Annotated in this window: 27 protein-coding genes and 1 pseudogene; 10 read left to right on the forward strand and 18 right to left on the reverse strand. The window is 40.2% G+C overall.

Annotated elements, in window-relative coordinates; all coding sequences use genetic code 11:
- Positions 1-615: 615 nt before the first annotated feature.
- Positions 616-1,494, reverse strand: a complete 879-nt coding sequence (locus BS333_RS18575; protein ID WP_021710526.1) for a LysR family transcriptional regulator — start codon at positions 1,492-1,494, stop codon at positions 616-618.
- A 62-nt stretch (positions 1,495-1,556) separates the two neighbouring features.
- Here BS333_RS18575 and BS333_RS18580 point away from each other — a divergent pair, with 62 nt between their 5' ends.
- On the forward strand, positions 1,557-2,549 hold the full coding sequence (locus tag BS333_RS18580) for a nitrilase family protein (protein ID WP_033004090.1): 993 nt from the start codon (positions 1,557-1,559) through the stop codon (positions 2,547-2,549).
- A gap of 229 nt (positions 2,550-2,778) precedes the next feature.
- On the opposite strand, the gene ltrA is transcribed toward BS333_RS18580, so the two are convergent.
- Entirely contained in the window at positions 2,779-4,251 is a 1,473-nt protein-coding gene (gene ltrA, locus BS333_RS18590) for a group II intron reverse transcriptase/maturase (protein WP_101903951.1), read from the reverse strand.
- Between the two features lie 853 nt (positions 4,252-5,104).
- Between ltrA and BS333_RS18595 the strand changes: the two genes are divergently transcribed.
- The 4 genes from BS333_RS18595 to BS333_RS18615 all read left to right on the forward strand — a co-directional run bounded on the left by BS333_RS18595 (position 5,105) and on the right by BS333_RS18615 (position 7,831).
- A complete protein-coding gene (locus tag BS333_RS18595; protein ID WP_021711668.1) occupies positions 5,105-6,310 on the forward strand; it encodes an N-acetyltransferase DgcN family protein in 1,206 nt (401 codons plus the stop codon).
- The gene (locus tag BS333_RS18600) at positions 6,307-6,798 is read left to right on the forward strand and encodes a type III PLP-dependent enzyme domain-containing protein (protein ID WP_021711667.1); all 492 of its coding nucleotides are present in this window, start codon (positions 6,307-6,309) and stop codon (positions 6,796-6,798) included. Before BS333_RS18595 ends, BS333_RS18600 begins: the two co-directional genes overlap by 4 nt.
- On the forward strand, positions 6,773-7,159 hold the full coding sequence (gene gspS2 / locus BS333_RS18605; protein ID WP_227739128.1) for a type II secretion system pilot lipoprotein GspS-beta: 387 nt from the start codon (positions 6,773-6,775) through the stop codon (positions 7,157-7,159). Before BS333_RS18600 ends, gspS2 begins: the two co-directional genes overlap by 26 nt.
- A 462-nt stretch (positions 7,160-7,621) precedes the next feature.
- A complete protein-coding gene (locus BS333_RS18615; RefSeq protein ID WP_021711665.1) occupies positions 7,622-7,831 on the forward strand; it encodes a hypothetical protein in 210 nt (69 codons plus the stop codon).
- A 13-nt stretch (positions 7,832-7,844) separates the two neighbouring features.
- Here the strand turns inward: BS333_RS18615 and BS333_RS18620 are convergent, their stop codons facing one another.
- The 4 genes from BS333_RS18620 to cspE all read right to left on the reverse strand — a co-directional run bounded on the left by BS333_RS18620 (position 7,845) and on the right by cspE (position 9,004).
- Positions 7,845-8,060, reverse strand: a complete 216-nt coding sequence (locus tag BS333_RS18620; protein ID WP_021711664.1) for a hypothetical protein — start codon at positions 8,058-8,060, stop codon at positions 7,845-7,847.
- On the reverse strand, positions 8,057-8,221 hold the full coding sequence (locus BS333_RS22210; RefSeq protein ID WP_021711663.1) for a hypothetical protein: 165 nt from the start codon (positions 8,219-8,221) through the stop codon (positions 8,057-8,059). The genes BS333_RS18620 and BS333_RS22210 overlap by 4 nt, the downstream gene beginning before the upstream one ends.
- A gap of 251 nt (positions 8,222-8,472) precedes the next feature.
- Complete coding sequence (locus BS333_RS18625; protein WP_021711662.1) at positions 8,473-8,673, reverse strand: hypothetical protein; 201 nt, start codon at positions 8,671-8,673, stop codon at positions 8,473-8,475.
- 118 nt (positions 8,674-8,791) lie between these two features.
- A complete protein-coding gene (gene cspE, locus BS333_RS18630) occupies positions 8,792-9,004 on the reverse strand; it encodes a transcription antiterminator/RNA stability regulator CspE (RefSeq protein ID WP_021711661.1) in 213 nt (70 codons plus the stop codon).
- Positions 9,005-9,924: 920 nt separating this feature from the next.
- Here cspE and BS333_RS22225 point away from each other — a divergent pair.
- A pseudogene (locus BS333_RS22225) lies at positions 9,925-10,161 on the forward strand (reverse transcriptase N-terminal domain-containing protein); the annotation flags it as partial.
- Positions 10,162-10,631: 470 nt separating this feature from the next.
- Here the strand turns inward: BS333_RS22225 and BS333_RS18640 are convergent.
- The 3 genes from BS333_RS18640 to BS333_RS18650 all read right to left on the reverse strand — a co-directional run bounded on the left by BS333_RS18640 (position 10,632) and on the right by BS333_RS18650 (position 11,625).
- Complete coding sequence (locus BS333_RS18640; protein WP_021711659.1) at positions 10,632-11,054, reverse strand: GNAT family N-acetyltransferase; 423 nt, start codon at positions 11,052-11,054, stop codon at positions 10,632-10,634.
- Positions 11,055-11,122: 68 nt separating this feature from the next.
- Complete coding sequence (locus BS333_RS18645) at positions 11,123-11,368, reverse strand: hypothetical protein (RefSeq protein WP_021711658.1); 246 nt, start codon at positions 11,366-11,368, stop codon at positions 11,123-11,125.
- Positions 11,369-11,409: 41 nt separating this feature from the next.
- Positions 11,410-11,625 (reverse strand): DUF3820 family protein, encoded by a 216-nt coding sequence (locus BS333_RS18650; protein WP_021711657.1) that lies wholly within the window; start codon positions 11,623-11,625, stop codon positions 11,410-11,412.
- Positions 11,626-11,775: 150 nt separating this feature from the next.
- Between BS333_RS18650 and BS333_RS18655 the strand changes: the two genes are divergently transcribed.
- Complete coding sequence (locus BS333_RS18655; protein WP_021711656.1) at positions 11,776-12,084, forward strand: cysteine-rich CWC family protein; 309 nt, start codon at positions 11,776-11,778, stop codon at positions 12,082-12,084.
- Between the two features lie 101 nt (positions 12,085-12,185).
- On the opposite strand, the gene BS333_RS18660 is transcribed toward BS333_RS18655, so the two are convergent.
- Positions 12,186-12,524, reverse strand: a complete 339-nt coding sequence (locus BS333_RS18660; protein ID WP_021711655.1) for a 4a-hydroxytetrahydrobiopterin dehydratase — start codon at positions 12,522-12,524, stop codon at positions 12,186-12,188.
- On the reverse strand, positions 12,514-13,308 hold the full coding sequence (gene phhA, locus BS333_RS18665; protein ID WP_021711654.1) for a phenylalanine 4-monooxygenase: 795 nt from the start codon (positions 13,306-13,308) through the stop codon (positions 12,514-12,516). Before phhA ends, BS333_RS18660 begins: the two co-directional genes overlap by 11 nt.
- Positions 13,309-13,541: 233 nt before the next feature.
- On the opposite strand from phhA, the gene BS333_RS18670 reads away from it, so the two are divergent.
- Positions 13,542-15,515 carry an acetoacetate--CoA ligase gene (locus BS333_RS18670; RefSeq protein ID WP_021711653.1) on the forward strand — a complete coding sequence of 658 codons (1,974 nt, stop codon included), beginning with the start codon at positions 13,542-13,544 and terminating at the stop codon, positions 15,513-15,515.
- Positions 15,516-15,668: 153 nt separating this feature from the next.
- Here BS333_RS18670 and BS333_RS18675 read toward each other — a convergent pair whose 3' ends face one another.
- The 6 genes from BS333_RS18675 to BS333_RS18700 form a co-directional block, all read right to left on the reverse strand.
- A complete protein-coding gene (locus tag BS333_RS18675) occupies positions 15,669-16,658 on the reverse strand; it encodes an OmpA family protein (RefSeq protein ID WP_021711652.1) in 990 nt (329 codons plus the stop codon).
- Between the two features lie 9 nt (positions 16,659-16,667).
- Positions 16,668-17,705, reverse strand: a complete 1,038-nt coding sequence (locus tag BS333_RS18680) for a fimbrial protein (protein WP_021711651.1) — start codon at positions 17,703-17,705, stop codon at positions 16,668-16,670.
- Position 17,706: 1 nt separating this feature from the next.
- Entirely contained in the window at positions 17,707-18,450 is a 744-nt protein-coding gene (locus tag BS333_RS18685) for a fimbrial biogenesis chaperone (protein ID WP_021711650.1), read from the reverse strand.
- A gap of 122 nt (positions 18,451-18,572) precedes the next feature.
- The gene (locus BS333_RS18690) at positions 18,573-21,017 is read right to left on the reverse strand and encodes a fimbria/pilus outer membrane usher protein (protein ID WP_033004480.1); all 2,445 of its coding nucleotides are present in this window, start codon (positions 21,015-21,017) and stop codon (positions 18,573-18,575) included.
- 122 nt (positions 21,018-21,139) lie between these two features.
- Complete coding sequence (locus BS333_RS18695; RefSeq protein ID WP_021711648.1) at positions 21,140-21,697, reverse strand: fimbrial protein; 558 nt, start codon at positions 21,695-21,697, stop codon at positions 21,140-21,142.
- Between the two features lie 1,030 nt (positions 21,698-22,727).
- The gene (locus BS333_RS18700; RefSeq protein WP_021711647.1) at positions 22,728-23,315 is read right to left on the reverse strand and encodes a class I SAM-dependent DNA methyltransferase; all 588 of its coding nucleotides are present in this window, start codon (positions 23,313-23,315) and stop codon (positions 22,728-22,730) included.
- Between the two features lie 218 nt (positions 23,316-23,533).
- On the opposite strand from BS333_RS18700, the gene BS333_RS18705 reads away from it, so the two are divergent.
- Together BS333_RS18705 and BS333_RS18715 are read left to right on the forward strand one after the other, a co-directional pair.
- Positions 23,534-24,412, forward strand: coding sequence for a LysR family transcriptional regulator (locus tag BS333_RS18705; RefSeq protein WP_021711646.1), 879 nt, complete (start codon positions 23,534-23,536; stop codon positions 24,410-24,412).
- A 439-nt stretch (positions 24,413-24,851) separates the two neighbouring features.
- A complete protein-coding gene (locus tag BS333_RS18715) occupies positions 24,852-25,745 on the forward strand; it encodes a cation diffusion facilitator family transporter (RefSeq protein ID WP_021711928.1) in 894 nt (297 codons plus the stop codon).
- Here BS333_RS18715 and yddG read toward each other — a convergent pair.
- Positions 25,739-26,662, reverse strand: a complete 924-nt coding sequence (gene yddG, locus BS333_RS18720; protein ID WP_033004609.1) for an aromatic amino acid DMT transporter YddG — start codon at positions 26,660-26,662, stop codon at positions 25,739-25,741. The genes BS333_RS18715 and yddG overlap by 7 nt on opposite strands.
- Positions 26,663-26,993 lie beyond the last annotated feature (331 nt).

Below are 26,993 nucleotides of genomic sequence, written 5' to 3' on the forward strand. Positions count from 1 at the left end.
ACCATCACTACTAAATTCTTGCGGCATGGAATGTACTACAAAGCGCATATTTCAGTGCTTGATTTAGATCATTAGATTATTCAAATATTCAAGGGGGTGACTGCGTTCAGCAGTAAGCTAGAGGGAATACATAGAATGTCTTTTAGAAGGGTGTTTAGCCCCACTTTTCAGCAGAGCCATAGAGCGGAAAACACTAGGCAGGCAGAGCGAAGCCCTAGCCCCGATTGTGACACGTGACCAAGACTACGGAAAATACTCTGTTTGTATTTTATGTTGGCTTGGTTAAGCCACAGATTGAGGAAGACACGAGCGGAGAGGTTCGCGAAATAAAGCAGTTGGAACAGGTTCAACCCACGAGTGACGTGCTTGTCTCTTTGTCATCATACTGACTACCTAGCACTCACCCGATTCATGTGGTTATCAGGAGGATCACCCTCTTACGATTCAGATCCCAAGTGATTCGTATCGCTCTTCGTTACATTGTCCAAGCCGCTGCTTTATTCAGGCTCGTAGGTTCATCTGGTGATACAAATGGTTCATTCATAAAGCGATGAACAACGCTTCATACGACTTCAGGTAGCACGGACAAAAATGAGTTACAGCAAACCTATAAAATCAAAGACGTTCAATTGGCATCTTCTCAACAAATTGAATGAAGTTATCTTTTGCAAAGCTCTCTAACTGCTCATTCCAAATTAGGCCAACATCCCATGAACTATTTACCCCTGACAGTTCCCAAAAAGCGACATGCTCATTCGCAATATGCTTTACACTTGCAGGAACAATAGTGAAGCCCAAATTTGCGGAGACTAGTGCCAACAATGTTTGAATATCATCAGCCTCTTGAACGACATTCAGCTTTTTCTCATGCTCCTCTAATAGCATGTTTATTTGTTGGCTTAGCCCCTTACCTCGCTCAGGATTAAGCTGTAAATAATCGATTGAATCTAATGAAAACCACAATTTGTTTTTGTCTATAATTTGGCTTCTATGCGTCGCAAGCACTAAGTGATCTGTACAGAGCTTTACGCCTTTCAGCGGGGCTACAGCTGGTAGTCGACTAAAACTGAGATGAAGCTCCCCTCGAAGTAAGAATTCCGATTGTTTTTGAGATGGTATATCGTTCAGCGTAATGTGGATCTCTGGGTAGTGTTTTTTAAACTTAGCTATGTAATCTGGTGCAAGATGGTAAGAAGATATACCAAAACCTATATTGAGGTTTCCTACAATGCCCTTGGCAACTCGTTGGGTTAGACATTTATAAGATTCAAAACTTGAAACAATTCGCTGCGCTTCAGGTAAAAGAGCAACTCCTGCCGCCGTCAAACTGGCTCCATGTCTTCCTCTTTCAAATAAAACCACGCCACAAAAAGCCTCAAGACGTTGAATCTTCTTGGTTAAAGCTGACTGAGTAATGTGTAAGTGCTCTGAAGCTACTCGATAATTACCATCTTTTGCTAATTGACAGAATGTGTGTAAATCATCCAAATCCATTCCATGTACTCATTGTTAATGGGAAATTTATTCATTATACGGAATCGAATGAGCTTTTTAAAATGACGGATATTCACCGAAAAAAAGGAACAATCATGAAAGATATCCGTGTTGCCACTGTTCAATTTAACCACCATGCGAACGATAAAAATTACAACTTATCGATCATTCAAAGTTATGTAGAAATGGCTGCTAAAGAAGGAGTAAAAATCATTGTCTTCCCTGAAATGTGTGTTACTGGTTACTGGCATGTTTCAACACTGCAAAAGTCAGAGATCGAGGAGTTGTCGGAGTTCATCCCGCAAGGAGAAACTTCTCAACGCTTGCTAGAAATGTCTGAAAAATATCAACTCAGTATCGGCGCAGGTTTAATTGAAAAGGATAAGGACGGAAATCTTTACAATTCTTATGTAATGGCAATGCCTGATGGTCAGATAGCCAAACACAGAAAGCTGCATACGTTTGTCAGCGAACACATGAGAAGTGGTAATGAATACACTGTATTTGATACGCCGCATGGATGCCGTGTAGGTATCCTGATTTGCTGGGATAATAATTTAGTTGAGAATGTTCGAATAACAGCATTAAAGGGAGCTGATATTCTAGTTGCGCCTCATCAAACAGGCGGCACGAACTCTCGCAGCCCTAATGCGATGGGGGTGATTGATCCCCAACTTTGGCATAATCGTAAACAAGACCCAGAGTCGATTCGTTCTGAAATGCAAGGTTCTAAAGGAAGAAAGTGGTTAATGCGTTGGCTACCCGCGCGTGCCCATGACAATGGCATGTTCCTGATCTTTAGTAACGGTGTTGGGGTTGATATGGATGAAGTTAGAACGGGTAATGCGATGATACTCAATCCCTATGGCGAAATTATCGCTGAAACGGACTGCGTCGATAATGATATGGTTATTGCCGATCTCAATGCGAAAGATCTAAATATGTGTACAGGCAGACGCTGGATCAGAGGTCGTAGACCTAATCTCTACGCTTCCTTAACGATGGAAGGGAATGAATTGACGCCTTATCAAGCAAGATTCTCGACGCAAAAATAGATGGTGTAACTTATTGAACAGTCGCCAACGAATAATAGTTGGCGATTGTATTGTTTCATAAAGAGCCCCTAACAAGCTTGGGGCATTTTTCGTATTTCATAGCCTATCAGCACACTTTGTCGAGTAGACGACACTTGTTACCAAGTGCCGCCCCTCTAAGAACCGTACGTGCAACTTTCACTGCATACGGCTCAAGCCTCCACTAAGGCACCATTTGATACCCAGCAACTTATAACGCAGTCGGGACAGGCTCGTTCCAAGAGTTACGAGCTAGCCTTTTAGATTTTCTCTTCACCAAATATTCTTGGTATTGAGGGTCAAAAGGGGTCGCCGCATTCCTGATTTTTACGTGTCGCTCGATGGGCACTTTAGCTATTTGGAACAGATTGAAGTGACAGTCCATGTCCATGATTTTCTGCCAACCGTGAAATTGCCACTGGCCTTTACGATTGAGAAAATACTTATGAACAACCCAGTCTTTAGACTTGGTTGGATGACGTCTAACTGCCCAGTGCCATAACGCTTGGAATAGTTTGTGGCCGACATACCCGAATACTTGTTTAGCAACACAGTGGCGATAGTAATTCGCCCACCCTCTAAGTTTCGGATTTATCAACTTGATAAGATCGTTAACAGGGATGGTTGCGTGCTTTTTAATAAGTTCACGTAGATTTCTAAGAAATAACAGCGTGTTAGATTTGCTCGGTTTAATGAGCAATTTCCCTTTGTACTTCCTGTGACTGAAACCCAGAAAGTCAAAGCCATCATCAATATGAGTGACCTTCGTTTTCTCTTCGGAGAGGGTTAACCCTCTTTCTGCCAGAAAGTCAGCAATCAACGGTTTGATATCGTTCACTAGCACTTCCTTTGAAGAGCAGGTGACTACGAAATCATCCGCATAACCAATAAAGTTGGCCCTAGCACCCATTTTCAGAGCTGTAGATTTTATTTGTTGCTCTATTCCCGCGAGAGTCATTAGCATCAAGGTTGGAGAGATTATTCCACCTTGAGGTGTACCCTCATCGGTATCATAGAACAGACCCTTATCCACATAGCCAGACTTTAACCATTGCTCTAACATACGTTTATCAACCGTGATATTGTCGATAAGCCATTGATGCCCGATTTTGTCGAAGCAAGCCTTAATATCTCCCTCAAGAACCCATTTCGCTGATCGCTTTAGAGCCAAACATTTGAAACACTGACTGACGGCGTCAGCCGTACTGCGATTTGGCCTAAACCCATAGCTATTGAGGTCGGCAAGCGTTTCGGACACTGGTTCTAATGCTAGAAGGTGGAGGGCTTGTTGCGCTCTATCAATCATGCATGGAATACCCAATGGCCTGAGCTTACCGTTCTTTTTGGGGATGTAGATACGTTTGAGTGGTTTTGCAGAGTAAGCCTTGCGGCTCAGTTGATTAACCGCTTTCGTACGGCGTGCATCCGTGTTCCAGATAACGCCATCAATTCCGGGCGTTTTACTGCCTTTGTTTTGTGAGACTCGCCTGACAGCAAGAAGTTTTGCTGAGCGAGAATGCGTTAAGAGCCACTGTAAGGATTTCACCTTACCGTATTTCTTTTCTCTCGTTGCTTTTGCGATACGCATTTGAAGCTTTAATACGTGCGCTTCAGCGGATTTCCAGTCGATAGACTGCCACTGAGCACCGTCAGAAGATGCACTAATCTCTTTCGAGATCATCATTTGCTTTTCTCCTTAAATAAAGTTCTTCAAATTCTCTCGCAATGGGAGACCAGTCGGAAGTGGGCCCACTTTCGTAGTCAGGCAGAACCTGTATCTACATCATTACAATGTAGCTTTCGCTTTTTCCGACCTCCTATACCTGCATCACTATCGGTCGCAGAGACTTTCCCAATGGGAGTGATACAGGCTTACCCTGTTCCGTATGTCACGTAAAATATCAGCTTAGATGCCCACTATAGTGCGGAGAGCACTGCGATCACGAAAGAGTATTGTCCAACCTCTTTCCGACTCTCATTGCCTTTTGGCTACAGCGTATTAACCACTTCCGCTGTTTCGTAGCATAACGCACCTTTCATGGATTCACTTACGTTCATCATACTGACTACCTAGCACTTACCCGATTCACGTGGTTATCAGGAGGATCTGCCTCTCACGATTTCGATCCCGAGCAATTTAAAATTGCTCTTCGTTACATTGTCCGAGCCGCTGCTTTATTCAGGCTCGTAGGTTCATCTGGTGATACAGATGGTTCATTCATAAAGCGATGAACAACGCTTCATACGACTTCAGGTCGCACGGACAAAAACGCGTTACACTAAAAGCTCTGACCCACTCAACTGATATTAGAAAAAGTATCTGAAACTTTAAACCTTAGAGGTTGATATGGAAGTGTTGAACAAGAAGTCTTAAAGTGATAGACGCCGAAAGTGTATTAATAATAACCAACAAAAGTCTTGGAAGTGTGTTAAGATGGTTGCTCACCCTACCGCTTAGTAGGGACTTCTTTTCTTTTCCGAACTCACATCTCGGCACTCCTTAGTAGCCCCCCTAAGCCTTACTGCAGGCTTTAATTATGTCAATTTCAACTAGAAAGTTAAGAAACATCTTTCAATTAACTAGAACCGAACATATAAAAAACGACCATAGCCCAACTCGTCCGGAACCTTGGACGCCACTTTGTCATAAAGTTAATCCGACGACTCCCTCTGCAATTATTTACTGTGAAGGTAACTTTAATAAAACTGACGGAAAGACAGCGAATGGTTTGGTAAGGCACTCCCACAATTATCGCATTTTATCTGTCATTGATAGTGAGCTAGCTAGCTTAGATTCCGGTGAAGTTCTTTATGGTACGAAAAATCATATTCCTATTGTGGCCAATATTGAAGAAGCCATTATTCAGGCAGAAACAGTTCCTGATTACTTTATTTTTGGGATAGCACCGTCAAAAGGTTTTCTTTCAGATTCTGAAAAGCAAATTATTCTCGATGCTATGTCATTAAATATGAATATAGTGAATGGCTTACATGAGTTCTTAAATGATGACCCTGTTTTTCGTGAAGCCAGCTTAAAAAATAATGTTCATATTCTTGATATTCGTAGACCCAAGAGCAAGGGAGAACTGCAATTATTTAGTGGCAAAATACACACTGTTCAGTGTCCAAGAATTGCGATAATGGGAACGGACTGCGCATTGGGGAAAAGAACGACTGCGACGATACTGGCGAATGAGTTAAGAAATAAGGGTCTCAATGTTGTTATGATAGCGACGGGACAAACGGGCATTATACAAGGTGCTCCTTATTGTGTGGCATTAGATGCTGTCCCCTCTCAATTTTGTGCTGGGGAGCTAGAAGCAGTCATTGTTAAAGCGTATGAAGCAGAGAATCCAGATATCATTATTATTGAAGGACAGGGAGCACTGAGTCATCCTGCATTCTCTACCAGCTCGTTTATATTACGTGGTAGTTGTCCGACTAGTGTTATTCTACAACATGCGCCTAAACGTATGTATCGCATAGATTTCCCAGATATGCCGATGCCTTCCGTTGCCTGTGAGATAAACCTCATAGAGGCGTTCTCCAATACTACAGTTATCGGGCTAACTCTGAATCATGAAGGGATGTCTTCAGATGAGATTATTTCCGAAATTAGTTTTTATTCTGCTGAGTTTGACCTACCTGTGACAGATCCATTATCTCAATCTAAAGAACAACTGCTTCAGATGGTATTGTCGACCTATCCTTTGTTAGAAAACAAAATATCAGAGCAAAGGTGAGTTACCCGAAATTAAATATTGACTGTTCAAAAATTCACCACAACGCTAAGTTTCTTATTGAAACACTTGCTTTAAAAAATGTCTCAGTCACACCGGTTACAAAGTCCTGTTTAGGTCATCCTATCATTGTGCACATTCTGGTTGATGCTGGAGCAAGTATGCTTGGTGATTCTAGAGTGGAAAATATACAAAGAATGACACATTGTGGGGTTGCTGTTTCGCAGGCAATTCTCGCCCTGGGCCGTCAAGATGTTTGTGTGGCGGGGCTTATCGCTCCATATGATATGAACATTTTGTCGTCAAGCAGTGATCACTTAATTCTCGAAACTTCCCAAAAGCCCTTAACCGTTGGAACGAAAGTTCAATTCACTCTCGATTACAGTGCATTTTTGTCGGCTATGTCATCTAACTCAATGTATAAAGTTTTTCACAATTATAACTCTAGAAATAGTTCAAGAGGGAGTGTTTTTCTTGAATCAACATCGTAATACATTCGTACTATTTATCATCATTCTTCTGAACGGTTGTTTATCAAATCAAATGCTACCAAATGAGTTATCTGATTATAGAGCAACGATTATTTCAAGCCGACTCCCACAAAAAATAGGAGCATTAACATTAGTACAAGCCAAGTCAGATACGAATAACATTTCTCTTATTTTTACCAAAAACAAATTTGTTGATATGGATAGTCTAGTTGAGCAAGTCGCTATCGAATTTTGTGAGAAAGAGGAAACTAGATATCTATTGAAACGTGGTATTTCTTATCGAATTATAACGTTAGATTCCAGTAATAAAGTAGATAGCCTCAATTCCATCTCTTTAAACACATGTATTAATGATGAGTGAACATAACAAACATTCAATTGGGATTATCTTTGAAGCTGTTTAAAGCATGGCTTGGTTTATAGATGGCAAACGCACGCTCCTAGATTTTGCAGAGCATTTAGTCTAAGTGGCTTAGGGGCACTTCTGAGCAGAAACTGCAACAAGTTAAAATTCAACTTTAACCCACACAAGGTTGCCCATAAAAAAGCAGTTCTTTCAAATCGTTGAGCTTTGGGAGTAGCAACCACGACATATCTGGGGTACACATCATATATGGCAAGCGGGACGTTAAGTTGCTTAACCAATGGGGGCGATGAAGCAGGTTTGTGGATAAGGCTGAGGTAATAGCCATTGTGCGATGTACCTTTCCCGTCCATACTCCTTGATAATCAGTTACTTACCTAGTCAGTTCGAACATTTAGAGTGAAACAATGCTATATTGAAAGCGTCACATCATCACATCTCCATAAAAGGAATAATACTATGCCGACCTATCAGGTCACTTACTTCAACGCGAAACACGCCGTGATGGATAGCGAAGCTATCTTCATGAAAAGTCTAACGAACGCCAAGCGCTCAGCTGAGCATCATGCGCCAGAGGGCGCAATGCGAATTGAGATTAAAGATTTAATGGATCAGATGCTAAGTCGGATGACGCTTGATGATGACTGGGTAGATAGCAGTAAAGACTGACGTTGGCTAGCAATCATGATTCGTTTGGAACGTCGTGAATAAATACACAGGTTTGATTCGTTTTTCGTAGTAGCCTTTGACACAGTTTAACTTGTTTGTCTGACAAGGCTTGCTCACTGTTAAATTGATCTCGTAAACCTGTAAGCATATCTCGGTCCAAGTTGCTCAGCTTTTCGGAATGTAAGAGGAGTGTCGTATTGATAAGCTCAGAGAGGTTTCTTGAGCTCATAGTCCCCACTCCTTATCCCATTTTTTTTGTTCCTCAATCTCTTCTATGCGTTTGCGAACACCCATTGTTTTCAACTCTTCTGGTATCCGTTTAATCCCTTTCCCTTTCGGATTAATGCTAAATTGCTTCTGCTTTTGTGTCGATTTAGGTAACTTGTTCATATATCATCCTATTTTTGGTGGCTTACTGAATTCCGCGCCGCGTTCATATTGGCGATGAAAACAACAATGATACTACACAAGTCAGAACATAAATGGGCAACAGTAATTCAATGACTTTTCTAAATGAGATCAACACGGATTGAACCAACGATTGCAAAAAACTGAGACTCAGGCTTTTAAAAATGTAGCGATTTTAAGCAAAATAATTTTAGGTGATTTTATTCAGGTTAGAATAAAGCCATTTCAATTCACTATTTTTTATTGATGTATCGTTCAGCGGTTGCAAAAAGTTTATCGCATGCTTTTTTCTGTGTTAAATATTCTGATGAACCTTCAGTCATAGACTCGAGAATTTCTTTCGCTTCTTGGTATTCTTTTACCATCGCAGAGAATCGTTCTTCGAAGTTGTTTTTCTGTGTTTTTTTGCTTGATTTTCTTACTGGTTTTCTCATGTTACTTCTTATCTTATTGCTCCCAAAGTTGATTTTTATTCGTATTTCGAACTTTCGGAATCTTTATTAAACATAAAGTACAAAAGTCTCCTCGACAGAAGAGACTTTTAGAAATGTCTTACACTAACGTAACGTTACCCGCTTGAGGACCTTTGTTACCTTGCTCAACAACAAAAGAAACCTTTTGGCCTTCAGATAATGTTTTGTAGCCTTCACTAACAATTGATTTGAAATGAACAAATAGGTCAGAACCGCCGTTATCAGGGGTGATAAATCCAAAACCTTTAGATTCGTTAAACCATTTTACTGAGCCAGTTGTTTTATTTGACATAATATATCTCGATACATTGATTAAGTTAAAAAGAAAGCTACTAAATAAGGAATGAAGAAAAAGGTATCGCAGGATAAATATGACGAATTTAATCGAATAAAAACTGAGAAGAGCTTGAACTAAATATATTATCAATAACTCACCGCTTGAGCTGCCGACACTATACACTATATGAACATAATAGATATTTATTTCTTAATTAATTTTTATTATCCATAAAATCAATCACTTAAATACAAACCCATAACACGTGAAAGGCTAAATTGAAATCAACAGTATCATTAGAATAATTATGGTAAACAGATATTCGATACAAGCATGATCCCTATTTCTAACTTTGAATGGGGTGTGCGACGTGATGTCGTATGAAGCGCTGTTCACCGCTCAACGAGTGAACCATCTGTATCACCAGATGAACCTAGGAGCCTGAATAAAGTAGCGGCTCTGACAATGTAACTAAGGTTGGTATTTTCCAATCGGGATTGAAGTCGTGAGAGGACGATCCTCCTGATAACCACAACATCGGGTGAGTGCTAGGTAGTCAGCATGATGAACATAAGTGAATCTGCGTAAGGTGCGTTATATGATGAAACAGCGGAAGTGGTTAATACGCTGTAGCCAAAAGGCACGAGAGTCGGAAAGAGATTGCCCCATGCTCTTTCGTGATCGCTGAACTCTCCGCACCATAGCGGGCATCTAAACTGACATTGCGCGACATACGGAACACGGTAAGCCTGTATCACTCCCTCTGGGAAAGTCTCTGCGACCGATAGTGATGCAGGTAGAGGATGTTGGAAAAAGCGAAGGCTGCATTGTAACGATGCAGATACAGGTTTGTATCTGGCACGAAAGTGAGCTGACTTCCGACTGGTCTTCCGTTGCAAGATAATTTGAAGAACTTTATTCAAGGAGAAACGCAAATGATGATTTCAAAAGAGATTAGTGCCTCTTCTGACGGTGCTCAGTGGCAGTCTATCGACTGGAAATCCGCTGAAGCCCACGTATTAAAGCTTCAGATGCGTATTGCAAAGGCAACACGAGAAGGTAAACACGGCAAAGCGAAAGCGTTGCAGTGGATACTAACTCACTCGCGCTCAGCAAAACTTCTTGCTGTTAAGCGGGTATCACAAAATAAAGGCAGTAAAACGCCTGGAATTCACTAGGCAGGCAGAGCGAAGCCCTAGCCCCGATTGTGACACGTGACCAAGACTACGGAAAATACTCTGTTTGTATTTTGTGTTGGCTTGGTTAAGCCACAGATTGAGGAAGACACGAGCGGAGAGGTTCGCGAAATAAAGCAGTTGGAACAGGTTCAACCCACGAGTGACGTGCTTGTCTCTTTGTCATCATACTGACTACCTAGCACTCACACGATTCATGTGGTTATCAGGAGGATCACCCTCTTACGATTCAGTTCCCGAGTGATTCGTATCACTCTTCGTTACATTGTCCAGGCCACTGCTTTATTCAGGCTCGTAGGTTCATCTGGTGATACAAATGGTTCATTCATAAAGCGGTGAACAACGCTTCATGCGACTTCAGGTCGCACGGACAGAAGCACGTTAGAGTTTACGTCCTAACGCGTTCAATATGGATTAGAAAAAGGCTCTGAAACCACAGTCTTTTGTTAGCCAATTTTTTCACGCCGCATTGTTGTTATTGAATAACCCATTTCACGATCCTTTTCACAACGTTGTTGAAGAAACTCAGGATACTGACTTTCTTCAACTTCTTTGAAACCAATGTGCGTGTAAAAATCTGTTACGTGAGCTAGCGGCATACAATAGCCTACATGCGAATTTAGAACAGGTTCAATGTGCTTCAAGAACTTTAGCCCTAAACCTTGACCTTGAAAGTCGCTAGCAATGTACATACCTCTCAGAATTGTAACGTCATTGATACGCTCAACTTTCACAGAACCTATAATCGCATCACCATCAAGACATATAAATGCTCTTTCAGAATCAGACCAGGCACTGTGGTAACCTTGTTCTTTGTAGAATTGACCTACCGCTTCTTTCATTGAGCTATCAGCTTCAACTATTCTCATTTTGCCTCCATGTGTAAAACATATGGTATCGCGGAAGAACTTAGGCAGCTGTGGCAGGCCACTCTCACTTATTCCTTGAACTGGTGATGAGTCTTGTTAACAAGCTGTTGCATCGCCTCGGCAAACGTGGTTGTCCCGCCTTTAGCTTTAACCTGTATAACCTTATATCCCATCTGTTCCAAGACTTGGCGTTCTGCCAAAACAGCTTTATCACCTTGCTGACTGCCTTGAGCGGGTTGATGAATATAACATCCCTCTAGTTGACCATCTTCGACCAATTGGTGGTGTTTCAGTGCATCAATATCAAAATTCATAATAAGTCTTTTAATTAAACATGGGGATTTTCTGTGGCAGGTTACATGCGCTTTAAAGGTTTAACCACACTGTCTAACCCTTCAATTTTCAGTGCAAGGCAAAGCTTCAACAAATCACCTAGCTCCCCTTCTGGGAACCCCTTCTTATCAAACCAGAGAAGGTATTCTTCCGGAAGATCAATCAACATACGCCCTGCATATTTACCAAAAGGCATCGGCATTCTTGCCAATTTGATCAAATTTTCTTTTTCGAGCATTGGAACTTCCTCAAGCATTTCAGAATTGAGAAGAATTTTAAATCATGGATGACGAACATCACTTCTCAACGTATGATGCCCAAAGGATTTGAGGATACTGAAAGACTCACTCCCTGAAAAGCCCCAAATTAGCATAGATAATGAGGAAACATGAAGTCACCTTGTCGCGCAGCCTGTAAAAATAACGGTGGGATATGTTCTGGTTGTCATCGCACAATCGAAGAGATTGTTACGTGGAATACTAAGACAGACCAGCAAAGAGACGCCACAATAGCAGAAATTACTGGAATAACCGCTACTCATGCTTGTCCAAGTTGTGACAAGCAGACGTACTGTGGAATCTCTGCTGGTAAGGAAACATGCTGGTGTTTTGACGTTGAATCTCGTACGTTCCCCATTGAGGAAGAAAAACAAGCCTGTGTATGCCGTCAATGCTTGGAAAAAGCGCCGATTGAATAGCCCAAATAACCTAATAGTGCATAAGAACCTAATATTGCGTAAGAAAATAATAGTACTTAAGAACCATCTTGAGGTTACTTGGGGGTAACTTGTTCTAAAAATCAGTTTGCAACAAAAGCAACATCGCATTTAGACGCACAAATAAAGTCATTTTGATGCAGTCCTTTGATTGAGTGACTCCACCAAGTTACTGTGACTTTACCCCACTCGAGTAGGATAGAAGGATGATGGAATTCCTCTTCAGCTAATTCAGCGATCTGATTACTGAATGCCCAAGCTTGCTTGAAGTTCTTAAACTTGTACACTTTTTCAAGTTGAGGGATCCCATCTCTTTCAATAATTTGCCACTCTTCTAGTTCCATCAGTAATGTTTGCTGTTCATCATTACCCAAAGCAACAGCATCAATGCTACATGCTTGGCATTTTTGTTCATTTAACATGGTTAGATTCCTTAGGTTCAAAAAGTGGTGGGAGTAAGCCAGCTTCAATTGCAAAGTCGGCTTGTTCAAGCAAATCAATTTTGCTGAGTTCGAATAACTGAGAAAGCCCCTCAATCATAAAGTATTTGGGTTGCATGATATCAATGCGATAAGGTGTTCTTAATGCTGTCTGCAAATCAAAAGAGGCTCTCATCGCTTGCTCACTCTCTAGTGAGTAAATGGTCTCTCCTGGTGAAGATAATATCCCCCCACCGTAGATTTTTGTTTGACTGCCTTCTTTGACTAAGCCAAATTCAACCGTGAACCAGTACAAACGCGCAAGATAAGCTCTTTGTTTAGGGGTCGCTCTTTGGCCAAGCTGGCCATAATGTTCTGTAAAAGCGGCAAATTCTGGATTGGTGAGCATGGCACAATGACCAAAAATCTCATGAAAATAATCAGGCTCTTGTAAATAATCAAACTCTTGCCTTGTTCTTAAGAATGTCGCGACAGGAAAGCGCTTGTTACCGAGCAAGTTAAAAAAACGATCGAAGTCGATCAAGGCAGGAACCGGTTCAACTTGCCAGCCAGTGGTTGCTTTAAGAACACGATTCACTTCCGGTAACTGAGGGACACGTTCACAGGATAAATCGAGAAGCTCTAAACCTGTTAAATAAGCCTTACAGGCTCTGTCTTTGATGACAGCCATTTGCCTAGTCATTAAATCACACCAAATGGCATCCTCTTCTTGGCTCCACTCTACCCTACCATCCTGAGCAACAGGCTTTGAGTGATATTGGGTCATTCAACATCTCCGATAACAATTTCATTACATTAAGCCTATCTAGACTCTTTTCACCTTCCAATACTCCGTTGACGATCTAAAACAAATCACGGTGTAACATTTTGTTTACATAAAACAATAAGTAGCTGATTTACTACCAGGCATTGAAGGTTTTGGTTTATCGGACTTGGTTGACTTTACTTGAGCTTATAGACACACTCACAACTGTTAATAAAATGTTATCAGAGGTAAGTATGTCCGAGAACTCCATAATCTGGCAGCCAGACGAAAAGCGTATTGCTCAAGCTCAAATTACACAATTTATCAAGCATCTAAACTTACCGAAATTCACAACCTATTCGGATCTCCACCAATGGTCGCTAGAGAATGATCAAACTTTTTGGCAAGCCATTTGGGATTATTGCGGTCTTATCGCGTCCCCTGTTCCTGTCATCAAAGCGCAGGGCCCGATTCGATGGCAAGATCCAATACCAAATAGAGACACCATCTGGTTCCCAGAAGCTCATTTAAACTACGCTGAAAACTTACTTCAATTTTCCTCCTTACAGCCAAGCGAGATGGCTATTTGGTTTGAAAATGAACAAGGACATCAACAAACGTTTACTTGGCAAGAGTTATCACAACAAGTTTCTAGCATCCAGCAGTGGCTCAAAGAATGTGGAGTAGAAAAAGGTGATGTGGTTGCTGGTTACTTACCTTATATTCCACAGTCGGTCATTGCCATGCTCGCAACCACAAGTCTCGGCGCAATTTGGACCTCCACTTCACCAGATTTTGGCGTCGACAGCGTGATTGAACGTTTTGGACAAGTGAAGCCAAAGGTTTTATTTACCTGCGATGCCTACCCTTTTAACGGCAAAACATTCACTATGTTGGAGAAAAACAAACAAATTATTGAACAACTCCCTGAATTAAAAAATGTTTGCCTCATTGATTATCTTGGCTCCGAAACCCAAACCACAACCAACAAGACAACTCACTGGCACACTCTCATCAACGAGTTTGTCCCCGCCCCATTGCATTTTGAGCCAGTAAGTTTTAATAGCCCACTGTTTATTTTGTATTCTTCAGGAACCACCGGACACCCAAAATGTATCGTTCACTCTGCAGGCGGAACACTTCTTAATCATCTAAAAGAACATCAACTGCACTGCGATATCCAGCGCCATGATCGTGTTTTTTATTATACAACTTGTGGTTGGATGATGTGGAATTGGCATGTTAGCTCACTCGCTACTGGAGCAAGCTTGATCATCTTCGATGGCAGTCCTGTCGCTCCTAAAACTGAGGTTTTATGGGATTTTGCTCAAAGAGCAGACGTCACTCTATTTGGTACATCTGCGAAGTACCTTGAGCTATTACAGAAAAAAAATATCTCTCCTTGCGAGCACTATTCGTTACCAAGATTGAAAACGCTATGTTCAACGGGATCGGTCCTGTATCCCGATCAATTCGACTATGTTTACCAAAGCGTTAAGAACGATATTCATCTCGCCTCTATATCAGGAGGAACCGATATTTGTGGTTGCTTCGTACTTGGCAACCCGATATCTCCTGTCATTAGAGGGGAATGCCAAGCCGCTGGATTAGGCGTTAACGCTAAGGTTTTTGATCAGCAAGGGAATGCATTGATTGAACAGCGTGGTGAACTGGTTTGTACCAATTCTCTACCGAATTTTCCCATTGGTTTTTGGGGTGATAATGGAGAACGCTACCACCACGCCTATTGGGACAAATTTGACAACATATGGCATCACGGGGACGACGTACAACAAAATCTATCTGATGGATTTGTTTTTTACGGACGCAGTGACACTCTATTAAACCCAGGAGGCGTGAGGATTGGCACAGCCGAGATCTATCAACAAGTGAATACCATTGAAGGCGTAGTAGATTCGATTGCTATAGGTAAAGAAGTGAATAGAAATGAACAAATTTGGCTATTCGTCCAACTTTCTTCCGGGTTTGAACTGAATGAAGAGCTCATCTCAACCATCAAAACCAAGCTTAAAATGGCCTGCTCTCCACGACATGTTCCCAGTAAAATATTTGCAATTTCTGGCATACCCAAAACACGTTCGGGAAAACTCGTGGAATTAGCAGTAAAAGCCGTTGTTAATGGTAAGCAGGTGGAAAATATGGGAGCAATTGCAAACCCTGAAATATTGGATGAAATTAAGATGCTGAGCATGACTCAAAGCGATTGACGACAAGTAAAGCACCCCATTCCATCGTTTTCATCGATAAATCTGAAGGTACGTGATAGAGACTTTAGGGATATTCAAGTGAACCTTAAGATACGTTTTAAATGAGGGGCTAGTGTAGCCCCACTCGCTTCAAGGATTACCGTCTATCAAGTGTTAAGGTGAGACTCGTTCAGTACCGTTGACTGTGATCTCTACTTTGCGTGCATCAATGGCATCAGCTTGTTTCTCGCTTGTCGTAACAATAGCGGTTTCTAATCGAATCGCCCTTGCTTTTATGCCATGTGATATCAAAAAGTCCGCCACAATCTTAGCTCTTGTTTCGGCTAACTTGATATTATGTGCCATATACCGAGGCTTACTGTCTGCCCCTCCAGTAATGACAACTTCATAGTGTTCAAGCTGGTTTATCTTAACAATTAACGATTTGAGTAACGCTTTCATTTCATTATTGAGTGTTGCTTCATCATAGCGATATAAAGGGCTCAATTCAGCTAAGTTAATCGCCTTTTCTTGCGGCTCAGGCAAGACTTGCGTTATAGGTTGAGCTGGAGAGATTGTTCTATCCCAAGGACGCAATGTTAAAGATAAACTGACTTGATTGAGTGTTTTTTTATCATCAGTTCGGTGTTTCCAGTCTCCACCTGCGACATTAAAAAAACTATCGAGCTGTAAGGAGACATCAATATATTCACTCAATTCATAGTACCCTCCAACAGCGATATAAGGAGAGAAAGCCCTTTTTTCCCATGCTGGTTTTTTTTCAGTCTTATCCATTTCAGTTTGATATACATAGCCACCAGCTCCAGCATAGAGACCGCCAGAAGACCATAACTGCCAAGTATGCTTGGTAAAGACATCAACGCCTCCGATATCCAAGATATCTCTTACAGCAAAATGGCGATATCCAAGTTCAATATCCATATTTTGTAGTGAAAGGCCGAGGTTATATTTTAGGCTAGTCAGCGATTTTCCATCTTTACTGTCATTACTAAAGGGGAATGCACCACCTCCTGTGACTTGAAAGTATAAGCCGTTAGAAGTTAGCGTGTTAACCCAGCTTTCATCTTGATCCTCGTTATTAGCAAGTGTGTTAAAGCTAACAATGAGTACCAATGTTAATAATAAGTTTTTTTTCTCTTGCACTGTGATTACCTATAAATAAGAAACCGTATAAACCGCTACACCATTAAACTTACCTTTCTTAATATTATTAGGATCAAGAGGGACAAGTTTCGCTAAATATCTATCATAACCAATACGTTCAATCTCAAAGCCATTTCCAATGGGTTCATTAAGTATGACTTTTTGGCCATCAGGGGTATATAACTCAATCGCAAATGACGTGATTCTATTACCATTTTCATCAAAGACTGGAATATAATTTTTGTTCCCAGGTGAACGGACATTATTAAAGTATCCCCGAAGTTTTACCGATGGACATTCTGATGTATGTTTTAAGTTTTTAACAACAATAGTTAAAGGCTGAGTCACTTCATTGAAACTCGCACCGATACTAATAACACCGTAATCAACATTATCATTTTGAACTTCTAACTCGACTAGGCATTTAGACGGTTTTAGAAGTCCCATATTACCAATCACACTTCTGTAATTTTCGTATTTTTTGTTATAGCCGTGCTCACCATCTAACTGAAAGATATTAACCGGGTTTCTGTAACCAGAAAAAGTACCAGGTCCGGTTACTATTATAGGCTGATAAGTGATCGTTCTTGTTGTTTTAGTCTTTCTTTCACAATAATGATAATCATCATCACTTTTGCAGTTGGGCACAATAAATCCATCAACAGGTACTTTCACGCCGTATATATCTCTCCCTTTATAGCGAAACCCAATCTTTACTCCAGGAATAGATGCTACGCTTGTATTACCCGTTCTGCCTGGCCAAAAATAGACTTGCTCAATCTCTGTCATTAATCCGTAATAGTGTGTTGCATCTTTATAACACGTCACGGTCACCGTCTGTGTAGGCCCTCGCCAAACCACTTGACCATCAGGGGCATCAATAGGAACTGAAGCAGAGGGATCTATCTTAAATTCAGTCACTCCTCCAGGTCCTTTACCACCAAAGCTGCCACCGCTTTGCGCACTATAACAAGCTAAAGCTAAAGCAGAAGAACTGCAAGTAACACTGCATACCAAAATAGATAGAAGCGATAATATTCTCTTCATTTTACTCTTTCTCTTGTGCTAAACAGACATTACTTTTTTTACAGTCAAAAGTATTCGTTACTGTTGCGCCATAATCATTAATATGGCTGAGAGTATAAGTTCTATTTTTTCCAACTTTAAAAGATTGGCGGCTGAATGGTGCCATCATAGTTGGCTTAAAATTCGCAGCTTCTTTTGAGTCTCCGACCTTTAACTCTGATAAAGTAACATAAAATGGGGAGCCATTTTCTATATCAATAGTATTATTTGAATTTCTAATAATCTTTGTGGAGTTCATGATATGTCTATCCACATTTTTAATAGAACTCAAAGCACTTGGTCGATAGAAAAACTTTATCACAGATTCAATTGCAATCTGAATTGAGCCTACATTTTTTTTATTATCAGAGTTGGTTGAACTCTTAGCTGGTGGGACTTCTCTAACATGTAAATAATATACACTCTCTCGATCCTTTGGGAGATTTTCAATGAGTGGCAATGCTTTGATACGAAGAATCGCATAGTCATTGCTTTCTATTCTCATTACTGGCGGTATCACGACAAATTCATTATTCGCTTCTTCCCCATTGATATCACTTAACCAAGATTGAGCTAGAAATGGCTTATCTGCCGGATTTTTTATTTTTATTGTTTCCAGCTTTGAATCTTGTTCAAAAATAACTCGAGTTCGATCAAGAGCAAGAGCTGCACTCGCTGACGTGGTCATGACTAGGTATAATAATATTAGCTTTGTTAAGTTTTGCATATTTATTCCAATTACTATTCGGTACAGCCACAAAAAAGGCAATACTCTATTTATCTTTGCTTATATATCCAAGTAATCTCAAGGTGCTTGATTCAAAACATCTGAGGTTACTCACCTGTAAATTAAAGGCATTCTACATAACGAGGAGATTCGTGATTGTTCAGCACATCGTCATTAATAATAAGATGACAACTTTGATTTTGTCCCCAAGACACTTTTATCTTCGAGTCTTTATTCACCCCAATCAAATACGCCATTGAATTTTGTCCAACCACCGCAATTTCTTGTTCAAGTACTTCATCAACAATTTGAGCACCAAATGGAATATCCTGTTCACTTGTCAGGAATGCCATAAAATTGCTGCCAATACGTGCTCTAATGTGCTGATACCCTATGGCACCTTCTGTCAAAGCAATACTTTGGATACTATCAAGCACTTCAATATCTTCAGGCAAGGATTTGAAATCTACTTCGCTGTAATTTTTATGGTATGGCGTAACACCATTCACAATTGCTAGACCAAATGCATTGGTTTTTTCATTGCCACTGCCATTACCATTGATCGTTACACCTGCGACATTAGAATCGATAAGCATACGCGAGGTGCCCGAGTTGATACCACTGTAGGCAAGGCCGTATTGAGAGAACAACACCGAGCCGGCCATATTTGCATTCAACTGCTTGTAATCATCCGTTCGATAATTGCCACCAATGGATGTTGATACAAATGGAAAATCCTTGGAATAACGACCACTCACCCCATGTGATTCACCATCTATCACATCGTAATTTAACCTGTAATGAGATAAATCTTGGCTATTATGGCTCGAATAAGTAATATTTTGTGTAAGGCGATTTTTAAGTAACTGTGTTTGAGTCGATACATAATGATTACTACCAATTGGGATGGACACACCGATTGACCAGCCTCTCTCATTGCTTGATGGTGCATCCAACTTAGAAAAAGCGTTCTCCGATTGGTAAGCACTCATTGTTATGTAAAGATTAATATCATTAACCTTTAATGGATGAGATATATTCAAATCATACCTAGCACTGTCATGTCGCTGATCCCAGTAGTTTTTTGATGTATATGAAAGATAAGCATGAGTTGCACCAAAGCTTTTCATAGCCGTAAGGTAAACTTCACCTTGGCGACGCATATCAGATTGAAAACTGCCATTAGCACTTTTTTGCTCATAAGCATTCAAATAAACATCGAAATCGTAAAAATGCTTCTGGTATGCTCGATATCCACCAGTGAAACGGACATCAGATCCAAATAGCTCCAGTGTTTGGTTATAGCTGAATCCAAACGATACACCTTCTCTTTTCTTACCGTTTTTCATCGATGCTTGAGCATGAGACAAATCAATGGAAGCTGCACCGAGTGAACCTAAGTTAAATCCACTGCCTAATGCGAGAGACTGATACTTTTCAGACAACATTGCAGAAGAGAACAGTGATACTGTATTGTTCAATCCATAAGTGCTTTCTGCGGCAAAAAATGCTGGTGTATAAGCATATACATTGCTCTCTGGCATACCTGCAGTTAAACGGTAGCGAAGGTGGTTTGGTCGAGTCAAATAAAGCGTATCTGCTCCATTGACTTGATATCTTTGTACCTCACCATTGGCAAGTTTGACTTCAACATCCAAAATACCTTCAGTCTCTGGCGCTAGATCATCGATTAAATAAGGGCCTGCATTGACATCAACAATGTCCAAAATCCTACCATTTTGCCGAATCGTAATCGTGGCATCCATACTTGCTGTACCAGCTATGACTGGTGAATATCCACGAATATTCGATGGCAACATCTGTTGTTGGCTTTCTAGCCTTACCCCGTTCATTGGAAAAATACCATAAATATCTGAGTTGTAAGATGTTTGACCAAATGTTAGTTTTGCTTTTATCTTACGAATTGGGGTATATCCATATATCGACGTGAGTTTTCCAGACAGATCATTAGAAGATTGATAGTTCGCACGAAACCGAAATGAATCGAAGTTTAAGCCCGCTATTCCATATAGATATAGATTATTATTCCATTTATCGTCTTGATTTATAGTAAAATAGTCAATATTGTAGTCAAAAAATAAAGCTGATATCCCATCATTCCATAATTGTTCAGGAACAAATCCATTTCGATATTCCTTAGCAATAAACTTATGGGGTGTTGTTATCTCTAATTTACCTTTACCAAGGTCTGATACTATCTTTGTATACTCAACTTTTTCAAGTTGATAACAGATTTTATTCCTTTTCAGAATTTTTGTTTTTCTATACGCAATATCGCCTTCTTTATTAATTGGAAAAAGCTCCAGTACTTCATCAGCTATACAAGGTTGGTTATTCTTATACTCAATGACCTCTTCTTTTATCAACAAGCCATTCAGATAGACATTCATTCGATAATCACCATCATTGACAAAGTTACTTTGGGAGAAATTCGTCAAGTCAATCTTACTCGAGCTTCGTATGAAGCTTTCATTAAACTCGGTAGAGTAAGAGATAAACGGTGACATAAAAAAAACAATGAATATGTTAATTATTATTTTATTCATATCAATAACCAATAGCACGATTTAAAAGAGAGCCTTATAACTAGACTCTCTTTAATCTCAGAAAAAAACACTCTTAGAAATCAGAAAATATGATTGAACCTTGCGAGCGTTTCAGTTCATTTTTATAAGTAACCCACGCGTAATAATGCCCAAGACTTTGCAACACCCGCAGTAACAGGAACAGTACCACTTGAGTCCACATTTCTTTCATAAGCAGCAGAGAAAGAAACAATGTTTGTCCCATCCGTTAATTTATTTTCTGCCGCTACTGAGCCATTATCGATCTTTTCACCATTATGGAAAATTCGAACCCCAACCCCTCTAGCACCACCTGTTACATTGAATAACAGGCCTGTTTTGTCTGGGTTTGAAAGAAAGGTAAAAGTTGCTTTTTTTGCTGTTGTCGTATCGCAATCAATTAGCTTAATTTGAAAAGGTACAGGTGTTGAATGATCACCTTTTTCTTTAAATAGGTGAGTCGGTTGCTGACCCAGTTCAACTGTTTGATCAACACTGTCTGGTGATAAACCACATGCAGATTCTACAAGTTCACCGGTAAAATAAACATTGGTTTCATTTTGCTGCATATCTGCTGCTGTTGGGTTTGCCATTACTGAAGCAGAAAATGCACTAAATAGTACTGAAGTAGCAATTGCGATTCGATTAAGTGGAGTTTTCATTTAAATTATTCCTATATTTTATATTGAAGTGTTATTTTTATATTAAACAAAAAACAATAAACAGGCGTTCCTTGACATTGGAATACAATGTTCCAATATCAAAGATTGATACTGTAAGTAAATTCTTCCAGTCAAATTAAAATTCAAGAACTTATTATTTAACAGATACATTAACTTAAATATACTTATATAGCATATAGCATATAGCATATAGCATATAGCATATAGCATATAGCATATAGCATATAGCATATAGCATACAAACCTATATCTATTAAACTAAGTCAAGTAAGTATTAAATATTATTCTTTAAAACTAGATATAACATTACGTTATATAAAAATTAACTTATGCGGTAACAAACCTCTTTAAGCTTCATTGGTTTTCATTATGCCAAGCATGATAAACAATTGATATTATCAATACTATAAAAAATCGTCAGAATTTTTTATAAAACCAGGGAATTTCCTTTAGATTTGCTATTATAGAAATGAGTGAGATATTCGGATTTTCAACCGATTATTACGTTCAAATTTTATAGCTTTTCTCGTATTTCTTTAGCTTTAACAGTCAAATAGAGAGTTAAAGCCGCCATGAGAATTATTTTTCTTGTCCCAAACTACATGAAGGTGAAGATATAGACTGCCACCCTCATGACTTCAAATACTCTAATCTTATAAATTCACAACGTCAATTGAATTAACCATAAATAATACAACAACCAATACCGCATGATTGCCTATTGATCATTTAAGACATAGCAACCGTTTAAATTGATAATAATTATGATTATTAGGCAGTTAAAACCACAATATAAATACGGGCTACCTCCATTAATTTAAAGTATAGGAACCTGTAAGTATTCGTTAAATTTCTAAAAATTTTATATATAACCAAGTGACTTTAAGGTGCTTGGGTACACACCCAAAAGCTCTCGAGTCACTCCTAAAAAGCAATCACTTTAAAGGAAGATATAAAAAAGCCTAGAAATCGACAATTCCTAGGCTTCAATGATCTCATTATTGATTCATTAGAAGAGAGGATAACGACGACCAATTCCCATAAGCACAGAGCCGTTACCATTGTCTGTCAAGATATCAAATACTTTGCTTACTTCAACATCTTTAAAACCTGCATTATTCAATGCCTTTCTTGAGTGCTCTATCGTGAAACCTTCCGTCGCATCATCTGGGATCCAGTCAAAGTGAACGAAGTAGCCATTATCAGTCAGAAGGGACTGAGAAATTCCCAAAGCAGTAGCATGATCTTCAACAAAAGGAAGGACTGAAGAAGCAATAACAAGGTCAAATTGAGTACGAAATGCAGGGTGCTGAGCGACCAATCCACGGGTAAGCCCATCAACAATCGGCTCCACGTTAATCAGCTCCTTTTTATCAAGCTCTTCGATCATTGCCTCTGAAGCATCGAGAGCAACGATATCTTTCACGAAAGGAGATAACAATTGGCTTAGCTGCCCCGTTCCGCAGCCGAAATCCAAAACCTTGATATCATCAAGATCCATCATGCTTTGTAGCTGTGTAAACACCGACTGTGCAAAACGCTCTGTCACGGGATTTGATTCCCACTCCTTCGCCAAATCATCCCAATTTTGTGCCATTGTTGCCTCCATGTTCACATGTTTTACCACAATAGAGTACCGTAAAAATGTAAAAACGCCATAAACTTATCTGGTCAATATTCTTTTTTTTGATACCCTTTATGAATGGTGCTTTGATCAACAAGATTCTTAAGTACACTTATACCCAAGTAAATCTTTTTTACGTTGATTACAGCGTTCTCATCGCTGACTAAAAATCTGATATCACAGGTTTGAATATGAACTTAACGCAAGTTGAAGCCTTTTGTACTACCTCCGAGTGCGGTTCAGTCTCTGAGGCTGCCCGTCAACTGGGCTGTAATCGAACCAAACTCAGTATGTCACTCAAAGCATTAGAAAAAGATCTTGGGGTGGAACTATTCAATCGCACTGGCAATCAATTAACACTTTCAGAAGCTGGAAAAGCTATCTTGAAAGACTGTGAACATCTGTTAGTGATCAAACAACGCATTAAAAAAACCTGTGCTCAAGTCTCAGAAGGTTTCAACGCTGAAGTTTGGATTGCTCGTGATGACTCACTCCCCGATGAACTTTGGCAGGAACTATCACACACGTTAAATAACCTCTACCCTTCAACAACATTTAATTTGGTTCTCGCTTCCAGTGGAGATTTAGCAAGCTTAGTAACCACGCAGCAAGTTGACTTTGCTTTCGGTGTTGACTACGAGCGCGTAGATGACCCACACATCAGGTATAACCCTCTCGGTAAAATTCGTATGATGTCGGTCTGTCACTTCTCTCATCGCTTAAATCAGATGGGTAGAGTGACCGATGACGTGCTCAGAAACCAGATGCAAGCACTTATGGTCTACCTCAATGAAAAAGACAACCCCGAACTGCAACCTTTTTCCAACAGATATATTGGCTTTTCCAGCTTTGACTACATGTTAAACACAATACTTGAAGAAGATGCTTGGGGCGTTTTACCTGAACCATTGATCAGACATTATTTACGCCAACAGAAGCTCGCTGTAATTAAACATACCTACGGCTTAACACAGGAAGACTATTGTATGTTTGAGCCCAATGGTCAAAATGAACATCCAGCCATGAACTGGTTAGCCGACAAACTGAGTGAATACTTATTTGATTTCTAAATATACCCAAATGACCTCAAGATGCTTGATTCAGAGCGAGGTCACTGAGCCGAATTCAAGGAAGACTACGAAGCGGAATAGCAGGCTCTTTCCAAGTTGTCTGACGCAAGAAGTCGGCTCAGTGATACGCTCCCAAAGGGCGAGTGTCCTTAACTCTCAGACTTTGTTAACGATTCTCAATGTAGAATCACTATATCTTCTAATCGTTGCCGCGCCTGAGAGTTAAGGTCATCTCGCTGAACGCAGCATCTTGAGGTTATTTGGGTATACATCACTGAGCGACAAAATTACTGACACCAAACTTTATCGATAAGCTAATGATATTCAATATTTTTCACCAATAACCCACAAAAAGCGTTCAAAAGTTGCTCAACTTTAATTTGCCTAAATGCACACTAACGGGAACAATGTAAGTATGTAAATTTTAAAAGGCATTTTTATGTGTGACCGGACAAGTAAAAACGAAAACCATGTTCTAACTTTCTCAGCCCTTCTAGCTTCTGGCTTTGCTATCGGCGGGATGGTGCTCGGCTTACTTGTTGGCTCTATTGTCATCGTCTTCGATGGTGTTTACTCTTTAGTTAGCTTGCTGCTAACTTTATTGTCGCTTGCTGCATCTCATTATATAAACAAGCCTTCTAAAGGAACGTTTCCTTTTGGTAAAGCGGTTCTTGAACCTATTGTTATCGCAATTAAAGCAACAGTTATTTTAATCGTAGTGATCTTCTCCCTTTTTTCCGCTTTTATGACGCTGATAACTGGTGGTAGTGATATAGATACTTCTATCGCCACCATATTTGGCTTTGTTAACGTCATTGGCTGTGGTTACGCTTGGTGGTATATGGCTAAAAAAAGTCGCCACTTCTCTTCTGGTTTGATTGAAGCTGAAAAAAAGCAATGGCAAATGGACACGTTATTGAGTGTGGCCGTAACAGTAGGCTTTATCGTCGCTTGGACAATATCTTTAACTTCTTTGTCAAGCTATGCCGTGTATGCCGATCCGGTGATGATGCTTCTAATGGGATTCTACTTCCTCAAAGTTCCTTTCGACATGTTAGCTGGTGCACTGCGTGAGCTGTTAATGATGTCACCAAGCAAAGAACTATGCCAACGCGTTGGGAAAGATGTGTCAGAGATTGAAAAAGTCACGGAGCACCACCTAAAAGTGGCAGGGATCACGAAAGTGGGTCAAGAACTTAGAATCGATGTTGACGTCCATGTTGACAAAAATACACTGAAACTGGATACCCTAGAGCATACGAGAAAGCAACTCACAACTCGCTTATCCAAACACCAGTTTAAGCTTCAGTTGCATTTAAATGTTGCTTACTGATCAATGGCTATCTCTTTATCGGTGACCTTCTTTCGCTCTCTAGTCACAAGCCAACATAGTAATGAGCCAGTCGTCACCATAGCCACTCCCTGCCAAAAACTAGGGCTTAGGGTGACACCGAGCAAAATTGAAGAAAATAGAGCTGAGAAAATAGGGGTAAAATAAGATAAAGTAGCAAGAACGACCATGTTGCCACCAACGATAGCAATGTTCCATAGACCGTACCCACCCGCCATCAGAAGTGAAGCAACAATCAAATAGACACCCCCTGACCAGTTAAAAGCCATTGCAGGTTCATCAGACAAAAAATATTTTATCCAAAGTGATACAGCTGTCGCGATGAAAAAAATAGTAATGGCATTATGTTTGGATTGTAGCCTCTGCGTCAAATTACAATACACCGCCCAAATTACGGCTCCTGAAAAAGCCATGATATAAACAATCGGGTTGCTATTGACATGCTGGACCAGCGTACCTAATGAGAGGCCGTTTTCACCACTAACTGTCCAAGCAACACCTAAGAATGCCAACAAGACAGCTGGATACAACAAAATACTCACTTTTTTATTGCTTCCTAGCATTGCAAATAACACCGTTAGCGCTGGCCACAAATAATTAACAATCGAGACTTCAATAGATTGAGAGCGAGATTGGGAGTAACCTAAGGATAGGGCAAGAAACATTTCGTAGCACACAAACATCGCACCACCCAGCAGCAGGTATCTAAGCGGAAAATGGGACAGTTTAGGAATACCAACAACAACGAGTAAAAAGAGAGCGCTTAATGAATATAGAGCCGCCGCTCCCCCAACAACGCCAAGATTTTCTGTAACCAGGCGAGTCATTCCTAACAATCCGCTCCAGGCCAAAATAGCAATACATCCAAATACAGTGAAACGACCTTGCAACGACAACATCTCCATTCTCTCTTTTATTCATTTATACCCAAGTGACTTCAAGATGCTTGATTCAGAGCGAGGTCACTGAGTCGAATTCAAGAAAGACAACGAAGCGGAATAGCAGGCTCTTTCTTATTTTGTAAGAAAAACGGTTGTCTGACGCAAGAAGTCGGCTCAGTGACACGCTCCCAAAGGGCGAGTGTCCTTAACTCTCAGACTTTGTTAACGATTCTCAATGTAGAGCCACTATATCTTCGAATCGTTTCCGCGCCTGAGAGCTAAGGTCATCTCGCTGAACACAGTATCTTGAGGTTACTTGGGTATATACTCAAGTGATCTCAAGATGCTT

This window comes from Vibrio azureus (genome assembly GCF_002849855.1).
In the GTDB taxonomy this organism is placed as follows: domain Bacteria; phylum Pseudomonadota; class Gammaproteobacteria; order Enterobacterales; family Vibrionaceae; genus Vibrio; species Vibrio azureus.

Coding starts and splice junctions, on each gene's coding strand:
- BS333_RS18575 (WP_021710526.1), bottom strand. CDS start 1,494: ATGGATTTGGATGATTTACACACATTCTGTCAATTAGCAAAAGATGGT.
- BS333_RS18580 (WP_033004090.1), top strand. CDS start 1,557: ATGACGGATATTCACCGAAAAAAAGGAACAATCATGAAAGATATCCGT.
- ltrA (WP_101903951.1), bottom strand. CDS start 4,251: ATGATGATCTCGAAAGAGATTAGTGCATCTTCTGACGGTGCTCAGTGG.
- BS333_RS18595 (WP_021711668.1), top strand. CDS start 5,105: ATGTCAATTTCAACTAGAAAGTTAAGAAACATCTTTCAATTAACTAGA.
- BS333_RS18615 (WP_021711665.1), top strand. CDS start 7,622: ATGCCGACCTATCAGGTCACTTACTTCAACGCGAAACACGCCGTGATG.
- BS333_RS18620 (WP_021711664.1), bottom strand. CDS start 8,060: ATGAGCTCAAGAAACCTCTCTGAGCTTATCAATACGACACTCCTCTTA.
- BS333_RS22210 (WP_021711663.1), bottom strand. CDS start 8,221: ATGAACAAGTTACCTAAATCGACACAAAAGCAGAAGCAATTTAGCATT.
- BS333_RS18625 (WP_021711662.1), bottom strand. CDS start 8,673: ATGAGAAAACCAGTAAGAAAATCAAGCAAAAAAACACAGAAAAACAAC.
- cspE (WP_021711661.1), bottom strand. CDS start 9,004: ATGTCAAATAAAACAACTGGCTCAGTAAAATGGTTTAACGAATCTAAA.
- BS333_RS18640 (WP_021711659.1), bottom strand. CDS start 11,054: ATGAGAATAGTTGAAGCTGATAGCTCAATGAAAGAAGCGGTAGGTCAA.
- BS333_RS18645 (WP_021711658.1), bottom strand. CDS start 11,368: ATGAATTTTGATATTGATGCACTGAAACACCACCAATTGGTCGAAGAT.
- BS333_RS18650 (WP_021711657.1), bottom strand. CDS start 11,625: ATGCTCGAAAAAGAAAATTTGATCAAATTGGCAAGAATGCCGATGCCT.
- BS333_RS18655 (WP_021711656.1), top strand. CDS start 11,776: ATGAAGTCACCTTGTCGCGCAGCCTGTAAAAATAACGGTGGGATATGT.
- BS333_RS18660 (WP_021711655.1), bottom strand. CDS start 12,524: ATGTTAAATGAACAAAAATGCCAAGCATGTAGCATTGATGCTGTTGCT.
- phhA (WP_021711654.1), bottom strand. CDS start 13,308: ATGACCCAATATCACTCAAAGCCTGTTGCTCAGGATGGTAGGGTAGAG.
- BS333_RS18670 (WP_021711653.1), top strand. CDS start 13,542: ATGTCCGAGAACTCCATAATCTGGCAGCCAGACGAAAAGCGTATTGCT.
- BS333_RS18680 (WP_021711651.1), bottom strand. CDS start 17,705: ATGAAGAGAATATTATCGCTTCTATCTATTTTGGTATGCAGTGTTACT.
- BS333_RS18685 (WP_021711650.1), bottom strand. CDS start 18,450: ATGCAAAACTTAACAAAGCTAATATTATTATACCTAGTCATGACCACG.
- BS333_RS18690 (WP_033004480.1), bottom strand. CDS start 21,017: ATGAATAAAATAATAATTAACATATTCATTGTTTTTTTTATGTCACCG.
- BS333_RS18695 (WP_021711648.1), bottom strand. CDS start 21,697: ATGAAAACTCCACTTAATCGAATCGCAATTGCTACTTCAGTACTATTT.
- BS333_RS18700 (WP_021711647.1), bottom strand. CDS start 23,315: ATGGCACAAAATTGGGATGATTTGGCGAAGGAGTGGGAATCAAATCCC.
- BS333_RS18705 (WP_021711646.1), top strand. CDS start 23,534: ATGAACTTAACGCAAGTTGAAGCCTTTTGTACTACCTCCGAGTGCGGT.
- BS333_RS18715 (WP_021711928.1), top strand. CDS start 24,852: ATGTGTGACCGGACAAGTAAAAACGAAAACCATGTTCTAACTTTCTCA.
- yddG (WP_033004609.1), bottom strand. CDS start 26,662: ATGTTGTCGTTGCAAGGTCGTTTCACTGTATTTGGATGTATTGCTATT.